This is a genomic window from Nocardiopsis lucentensis DSM 44048 (assembly GCF_000341125.1).
In the GTDB taxonomy this organism is placed as follows: domain Bacteria; phylum Actinomycetota; class Actinomycetes; order Streptosporangiales; family Streptosporangiaceae; genus Nocardiopsis; species Nocardiopsis lucentensis.
Genome location: NZ_ANBC01000187.1, coordinates 1 through 1,548, shown reverse-complemented (window position 1 = coordinate 1,548; position 1,548 = coordinate 1). Strand labels below are relative to the sequence as shown.

Below are 1,548 nucleotides of genomic sequence, written 5' to 3'. Positions count from 1 at the left end.
CCCCACTGGCGGGCCAGGGAGGTGAAGGAACCGCCGAGGGTGAGCGTGGCGGAGGTGAGCACGACCGTGCGGTCTCCGAAGAGCTTCTCCCTCAGCAGCCCGCCCACACCGAGCGGCGCGACGTGGAGGGAGGGCGGACGGGACGGGCCCCTGGTCAGCCAGACGACCTCGGTGCGGTCGCGCAGGGGAGGCGCGTAGGACTCCAGGACGCTGACGGCGGCGTCGTGGACCTCCCCCAGCGCGGCCAGGGCCAGGCGCCGGTCGGAGGCGGTGTCGGGGTCGAACTCCCCGGAGGAGGGACCGACGGCGTTGACGCAGGCGGCCGCGGCGTCGCGCACGGCGGCGACGGCACCGGCGAGTCCGTCGTCGATCTGGTCGAGTCGGCCGTCGGGGGCGTCGGCGAGCATCAGGCCGAGTCCGTCGGCGCACTCGGCGAGACGCTCGCTGATCCCGGGTTCGACGAGGCGTCCGGCGCGCTTGGCGGCGGTGCTCACCGCGCGCTCGGTGAGGTTCTCCGTCGCCACGGAGGTGGCGCGGTCGACCAGTTCGTGCGCCTCGTCGATCATGATGGTGTCGTGCTCGGGCAGGATGTGGTGGCCCTGGGTCATGTCGATGGCGAGCATCGCGTGGTTGGTGACCACGACGTCCACGCCCTGGGTGGCCTCCCGGGCGAACTCGGCGAAGCATTCCTGGCCGAAGGCGCAGACCCGCGCGCCCACGCACTCGTTGCCGCCCACGGAGACCTGGCGCCAGGCGAGGTCACTGACCCCGGGCACGAGTTCGTCGCGGTCGCCGGTGACGGTCTCGTCGGCCCACTCGTGCAGCCGTGCGACCTGGCGCCCCAGCGAGGAGAGCTGCCGGGGGTCGAAGAGCTCGGCGTCCTCAGCTTCCTCGTCAGCCGTCTGGAGGCGGTTGCGGCACAGGTAGTTGCGCCGCCCCTTCAACACGGCGAAGGTGGGCTCGCGCGGCAGCAGCGGGGCGAGCGCGGCGGCCAGGCGCGGCAGATCACGGTCGATGAGCTGGTTCTGGAGCGCGATGGTGGCCGTCGAGATCACGACGGTGGTCTCCTTGGCCATCGCGTGTCTGACGGCGGGCACGAGGTAGGCCAGGGACTTGCCGGTACCGGTGCCGGCCTGGACCACCAGGTGTTCGCGCCGGTCGACCGCCTCGGCGACGGCGTCGGCCATGGTCGTCTGCCCCTCACGACGGCTGCCGCCGAGGGCGTTCACGGCGGCGTCGAGCAGGGTGGGAACGTCGGGGAGATCTGCCACGGATCGACAGTACCCGTCGCGGGCGACAGCCGGGGCGTTGTCCACAGGGCCCCGGTCGGCGGCTCCGGCTCGCACCAGGGGGCGACGGCCTCCTCCGGCGCGTCCATGGCCTGGGGCGTCCCCGGGGCAGGGGGGTGGCGAAGGCGTCCCGGAACCGGCCTCAGCGCAGCCCGGCGAACAGGCGGCCGATCTCGGTCTCGGCCCGCAGCACGGTCGGCAGCAGCTCGGATTCGATCCAGGCGCGCTCCTCCCGTCGCGCGGGACGCGAACGCGGACC

The 1,548-nt window shown here is 73.5% G+C and carries 1 protein-coding gene; it reads right to left on the bottom strand.

The window, feature by feature from the left end; all coding sequences use genetic code 11:
• Positions 1–1,271 (bottom strand): ATP-dependent DNA helicase (locus tag D471_RS0106260; RefSeq protein WP_040688585.1); only part of this gene is annotated, 1,271 nt, incomplete at its 3' end.
• Positions 1,272–1,548: the final 277 nt, after the last annotated feature.